We start from the raw sequence: 6,000 nt of genomic DNA on the forward strand, positions 1-6,000 counted from the left end.
GGGATAGTCTGCGATTCACCTCGGGTCGGTTTCGGGTCCACAGGGTGGCCGTGTGGCGAATCCTGTGGTTGATTCGGGGACGGATCCGGTGGCTTCCTTGGTGGCGCGGATGTTCACGCCGCCGTTGCGGGAGCTGTACGCGGTGCTGGTGCGGGCGGGTGTGGTCGAGATCATCGACTGAACCTTCAATCCTTTTCGCCTCCCGACGACGTCGAGGGGACGACAGTGTGCGGTCGTTGGTTCCGCCGGTGCGGAGTAGTTCATCAACTGCGGTCATCGGTCTCACTTGCTCTCAGAAGGCCTGGTAGTCGCCACCTCCCGTGCGCGGATATTGCAGGCCCTCGCGGTGCTTGTCCAGGTCGGGTCGGGGCATCTGTCTGAAGCTCATGAAACAGTCCCCCCCCCGCACGGGAATAGCAACGTGCCAAGAACTTTGGGAAACCGGCGTCTCGCAGCAGCTGCGCTCGGGAGCGACGAGGACCGGTGGGATACCGCCCCGGTGGCCGATGCCACCGGTAGGTGAACGTCGCGGAGGGGCCGTCGACGGTGAGATCCTCGGCCGCAACCGCCAGTTAGCCGCGCATCACACGGGCAGCCGGTTGAGCTTACGCACCTGGCGGTCGAAAATGCGCGACGGAACCAAGCGGCGCATGATGCTGACGCGCCCGGCCATGCCTACGGGGTAGCGCATTTTCGGCTTGGAATCGGTCGACGCGGCGACGATCGCCTTGGCCACGAGGGCTGGGTCGTCGCCGCCCTTGATCTGATCCACCATGTACTGCTCGAAGACCTCACGCTGCTTGGCGTAGACCTGCAGGGGCATGTCGGCTCGCACGCTGTTCGCTTCGAAAGCCGTGTTTGTGTAAGCGGGTTCGACGAGCAGGGCTCGCACGTCGTACTCGCGGACCTCGTGGTCGACGGATTCTGAGTAGCCCTCGACGGCGTGCTTGGAGGCGACGTAGATCGCCATGTAGGGCTGAGGTATCAACCCGAGGAGCGACGAGATGTTGATGATGCGTCCGCTGCCCTGGGCGCGCATATGCGGTAACACGGCGTTCGTCATGCGGATGACGCCGAAGACGTTGATATCGAAGACAGTTTGGGCCGCGGTTATCGAATTCTCCTCGGCGGCGCCCGCCGAACCGATACCGGCGTTGTTGACCAGCACGTCGATTCGCCCGAACCGCTGGATTACCTGACCGACCGCCGCGGTGACCGAGTCGTCACTGGTCACGTCGAGGTCCAGGAAGGTCACACCTTTCACCGGGGCGAGTTGAGTGGTGGTGCGGCTGGTTCCGATCACCTCGAACCCTGCTTGGACAAGGGCGGCCGCAGCCGTTTTGCCGATGCCTGTTGCGCCGCCCGTCACGAGTGCTACCGGCCGATTTGTCGTCATCATGAACTCCTCACTCAGTGGATTGCATCGTCCCACTCCGGAACGACCAGTGATACATTAACGTATCACTTAGGCATGTAACCGCAACCATGCAGGATCTATTTCCTGCATATCCATAGCGATGGCGTATCGTCTATCGCATCTGGAAGATATGACCCACAGAATCAGGAGGCAGGCATGGCTCGAGCGCTGCGTGCGGATGCCGAGCGCAGTGTCCGCGCGATCCTGGAGGCGGCCGAGCAGGTGCTCGCCGAGGACGCTGGCGCGTCGATGGAGCAGATCGCCGAGGCGGCGGGGCTGACCAGGATCACGGTGCATCGCCGGTTCGCGAACCGGCAAGCGCTGCTTGAGGCGCTGTCCATCTCCGCCATGCAGCAGCTGCTCGAGGCCATCGACGAAGCCCGACCGAACTCCGCACCTGCGCTCGTCGCGCTGTACCGGGTGACCGCTAACGTCCTGCAGGTCAAGAGCGCGTGGCGGTTCACTCTCAGCCAAAACACGTCCCACAGCGAAGTGGCCGCAGCGCTCTGGGCCGACATCGAAGCCCACACCGTCGACCTTCTGGCCCGGGCGCAGCGTGAAGGACTCCTCGCTCCCGCAACGGATCTGGAGTGGACGCGTCAGGTGTACTACGCCCTGCTCAGTGAAGCCCTCAATAGACGAGGTACAGACCAGGATTCCTCGGCGCAGGATCCCGACGCCTTGGCCACACTTGTGATCGACACACTGCTGCATGGTGGCGGACCACACCACTGAGTGGGCCCTCGTACTGGCGCTATCCCACGGGGAGGACTCGGTGCGCGATCTTCATCGAATCTTTGTCGAACCAGTACTGCAGGCTTACCGCTGACCGGAAGGCTGTGCGATTGAGATGCTGAATTGCCTCACGGACACGACGATGATGAGCCGGCGAGCTCGGCGCGGCTAACAACAGTGGCATGCCGCCACAACCGCCGCAGGCGGGTCGCAGGCGGGGCAACCCACAATCGGCAGCGGTCGTGGTGGACGAGTTGCACCGTGGCCGCACCCAAGTCGAAGCCCGAGTGCGTATCCTCGCCGGGCGTGGGCGTGGGCTCCAGCGACTACAGCATCGGCTCCAACGCCGGTGGGCGAATGGAGACAGCGCCGTCGTCACCAAGACCGCACTTCGACGGCGGATCCGACTGCGCGTGTCCACTCAGGGAGCGATGTGCCTGCACGGTCACAGGTCAGTGGGCGTCGTAGAAGGCTTGCTCGATCACTGCCGGGATGCGGCCGCGGGAGGACAGCTTGTGCCCCTGCTCGAGCGCCCAGGCCCGGATCTTCTTCGTCTCGCCTGACGAGCGCCGCGCGGCGACCGGGGTGGCCGACCGATCCGAGCGGTGCTTGCGGCCACCCACTCGGGTGGAGTAGGCGATGTAGTACTCGAACGTCTCGCGAAGCTCTTTCGCGTGCTCGTCCTTCAGAGCGATGACGTACTCGACGCCGTCGACGGTGTAGCTGATGCTTTCGCCGTCCTCACCGAACACGGTGCCCTCGATGTCGTCGACCAGCTCCACCACGACCTTGCGCGCCACAGATCCACTCCTCGGTTCTTCGGTACGACCAGATGACAGTACTGGAAGAACCAGGTAGCCCCGACGAGCTCGGCAGGGCGGGAACGGACCGCGATTCGCCGCCCTGCCCCGCCACCTTCGGGTCCGAGGCCCCTCGGTGACGGTGTCCGACCACGCTCGACCAGCCGAATATTCAGCGGCTGTGGATGATTCCTAGTTTCCGGAACCTACCGGTGCCGAACCGCACAGGGTGTCTGACCCTCAGCCGGTGCGGGCAGTCACGCACATCGGGCACCGGGTGGTCTCGCCGACGACCCACCCATTGTGTCCACTGGATTGGATTACCTGCACAGTCATGTCACCCTCGCGACGAACACCGAATCCGAATCGTGGCAACACGAATCGCACAGCCAACCGACGAAGCAGAGCCCCGGAGTCCGAACCCGACAGATTCGTGACACCCAGCATTGGCCGGCACCAAGGCCTCGAGTCGGCGCCACCACACTCACCTTTTGGGGTGGTCCGTGCCGGACGACGCACCATCGCAGGCGCTGCCACCTCAGTCGACGTTACCTGCTAGCTACTCTAGCTATCACAGCTTCGCTAGCAGTCCACTCGGACGGGCGGGCGCCATGCCAGCGCACTACACGACGGTGCGCACCCTGCCGGCCGCCACCACCCCGTCTCGGCATTTACGTCACCGTGATGAAATTTGCCCTTGCCAGTCCGTCTACCCACCGAGACTCGGTGCACCGCCAAACACCGGTGACGCGGCCGCCTCATACCGATACTGGCGACGCGGGTCGGTCCCTGGGAAAAGGGGACGTGTCGTCGGTGCAGTTCATTGGCCTGCAACGCAACCAATACCTGCGTCTAGCAGCGGGAACGACACGTCCCCACTGATCAGCAAATCGACTCTCCGCTGAAATGCAAGCATTAATGGCAATGCTGGCAGGTCGCTCCCTAGTGGTGCGTCTCTGAATTAGCTGATCTTTTCGAGAGCAATTCGTCCACGGGCGACTTTCGCGAGGATGGACTCGGCGGTCGCGGTCCAGACGTACGGACGTGGATCGTCATTGTGCGCGTCGAGATATTCCTGGATCGAATCGATCAGATCGGGTACCGAGTGAAACACCCCGCGCCGCAGCGCTTTGTCCGTCAACTCGCGGAACCAGCGCTCGACGAGATTGAGCCAGGACGAGGAGGTAGGTGTGAAATGCAAGTGGAAACGCGGATGTTTGGCGAGCCAGGCTTGGGCGTTCGGGTGCTTGTGCGTGGCGTAGTTGTCGAGGATCAGATGGATGGTCAGCTCGTTGGGCACTTCACGGTCGATGGTGCGCAAGAACTTCAAGAACTCCTGATGACGGTGCCGGGGCAGGCATTGGCCGATCACCATGCCGGTGAGTACGTCGAGTGCCGCGAACAAGGTCGTGGTTCCGTGACGCTTGTAGTCGTGGGTCATCGTCTCGCCGCGGCCCCTGACCATGGGCAGCGACGCCTGCGTGCGGTCGAGGGCTTGCACCGACGACTTCTCATCCGCGCACAACACGATCGCCTTCTCCGGCGGATTCAGGTAGAGCCCGACGACGTCGACGAGCTTCTCCTCGAACCGAGGGTCGTTCGACAACTTGAAGGTGTCGACCCTATGCGGCTTGAGGCCCCGGGCCGACCACACGCGCTGCACGGTGTCTTTCGAGACTCCGACTGCGTCGGCCATTGTCCTGCAACTCCAATGAGTTTCGCCCTCGGGGCGATAATTCTGCGTCAGATCGAGAATCTTCTCGATCGTCTCCTGCGGAATCGACGCTTTGCGGCCACGGCCCTTACGGACTTCACCCAACCGGGCAACCCCGTCCTCTGCGAACCGTGCCCGCCAGTTCGACACCGACCCAGGCGACACGGACAACGCCCGTCCGATCGCGGCATCGGCCTGACCGTCGGCTGCCATCAATAACGCCTTGGCGCGAACCACCTCACGATGAGCACCCGACTGCGACCGAGCCAACAACTCGAGCACCTCACGCTGGCCCACGGACATCTCCAAGGCAGGAACCGGCTCTCTCATGCGGAAATCCTACCCAACAAAAGGGCATTCATTTGCGAGACACACCATACTAGTTGTGGCGGTTCGCCGTCCAACCCTGTGGCTCGCGTCTGGCACCGGCTCCCGCGGGTGGGGTCACGCCAGGGCCAGAACTCGGGAGCGTGCCTCCAGGTAGCGGCCGAGGAGGTCGAGCATCTCGGCGTCTGGGTGCGCGAGTTCGGGAAGGTTCTTCGCGCTCATGATCGTCAGGTCGACCGCGGCGACCTGCCGACGGCACTCGCCGAGCACCTCCGGTGTGATGGCGGCGGCGTCGAGCCGGTCGGTCAGGTACCGAATCGACTGATCCAGACCCAGACCCGGGTTGCGGGTTCCGTTGCCGGCCCTGCGGGTTTCGACCATCTGCCACCATGCTTCCAGCTCGCCCAGCACCGCGGGATCGGTGACCGCGATCCGCAACGCACGGTCGAGCGACTGCGAATCGGTGAGATCAACCTCACCCACACCTGCTGCGCGGCTGAGTATCTGGCCGAGCTGGTGGTTGGCGAGGCTGTCCCCGCGGCTCCACCAGTACGACACCATCACGTGTACCTTGCTCGCCGCGGCCAGCTCCCCCATCAGACCCTGTTCCCTTCAACGCAAGACGAAAATGTTCGAGTCCATCCTCACAGCCCGGCAACCGCCCCGCAGTCCCGGGTCACGGCTGTGGATCGGCGATTCAGGCTGCGCCGGGAGGTGTGGGCCGCCGCGCACATCGGGCACCACGTGCGCTCGCCGACGATCCACCCATTCGTCTCGGCAAACGCCACCGCCTCGGGCCGGCCGGCGACGGCAGCGGCGAAGGTGTGCTCGCACAGATCGCACCGCACCGTCCAGCCGCGCCTGCTTGTGGATCGCACCAATGTATAACCAGTCATGTTGTCCCCCGACGTCGACTCTCCGCTGCTCCAGCATGGCACAACTCGCGGCGTGTTGGGGGCCCACACACAGTGCGCCGTGGCCGTCACACCCCCCAGTCCCCCCTCGAC

7 protein-coding genes are annotated in these 6,000 nt (G+C 63.8%); 2 read left to right on the forward strand and 5 right to left on the reverse strand.

Annotation, left to right across the window (positions count from 1 at the left end; translation table 11 throughout):
• The first annotated feature begins 88 nt into the window (after window positions 1-88).
• Window positions 89-181: an Rv1535 domain-containing protein gene (locus G9373_RS46195; protein ID WP_265146145.1), complete on the forward strand. Its 93-nt coding sequence runs from the start codon at window positions 89-91 to the stop codon at window positions 179-181.
• A 402-nt stretch (window positions 182-583) separates the two neighbouring features.
• Here G9373_RS46195 and G9373_RS03370 read toward each other — a convergent pair whose 3' ends face one another.
• Window positions 584-1,396: an oxidoreductase gene (locus G9373_RS03370; protein ID WP_133984343.1), complete on the reverse strand. Its 813-nt coding sequence runs from the start codon at window positions 1,394-1,396 to the stop codon at window positions 584-586.
• Between the two features lie 177 nt (window positions 1,397-1,573).
• Between G9373_RS03370 and G9373_RS03375 the strand changes: the two genes are divergently transcribed.
• On the forward strand, window positions 1,574-2,152 hold the full coding sequence (locus tag G9373_RS03375) for a TetR/AcrR family transcriptional regulator (RefSeq protein ID WP_005264890.1): 579 nt from the start codon (window positions 1,574-1,576) through the stop codon (window positions 2,150-2,152).
• Between the two features lie 452 nt (window positions 2,153-2,604).
• Here G9373_RS03375 and G9373_RS03380 read toward each other — a convergent pair whose 3' ends face one another.
• The 4 genes from G9373_RS03380 to G9373_RS03395 form a co-directional block, all read right to left on the reverse strand.
• Window positions 2,605-2,952, reverse strand: coding sequence for an Lsr2 family protein (locus G9373_RS03380; RefSeq protein WP_133984345.1), 348 nt, complete (start codon window positions 2,950-2,952; stop codon window positions 2,605-2,607).
• Between the two features lie 961 nt (window positions 2,953-3,913).
• Entirely contained in the window at window positions 3,914-4,996 is a 1,083-nt protein-coding gene (locus tag G9373_RS03385; protein WP_133984347.1) for an IS630 family transposase, read from the reverse strand.
• Window positions 4,997-5,110: 114 nt separating this feature from the next.
• On the reverse strand, window positions 5,111-5,590 hold the full coding sequence (locus tag G9373_RS03390) for a hypothetical protein (protein ID WP_133984349.1): 480 nt from the start codon (window positions 5,588-5,590) through the stop codon (window positions 5,111-5,113).
• A gap of 47 nt (window positions 5,591-5,637) precedes the next feature.
• Window positions 5,638-5,889 (reverse strand): hypothetical protein, encoded by a 252-nt coding sequence (locus tag G9373_RS03395; RefSeq protein WP_206031523.1) that lies wholly within the window; start codon window positions 5,887-5,889, stop codon window positions 5,638-5,640.
• Window positions 5,890-6,000 lie beyond the last annotated feature (111 nt).

The organism is Rhodococcus sp. A14 (genome assembly GCF_011603105.1).
GTDB lineage: Bacteria > Actinomycetota > Actinomycetes > Mycobacteriales > Mycobacteriaceae > Rhodococcus_F > Rhodococcus_F opacus.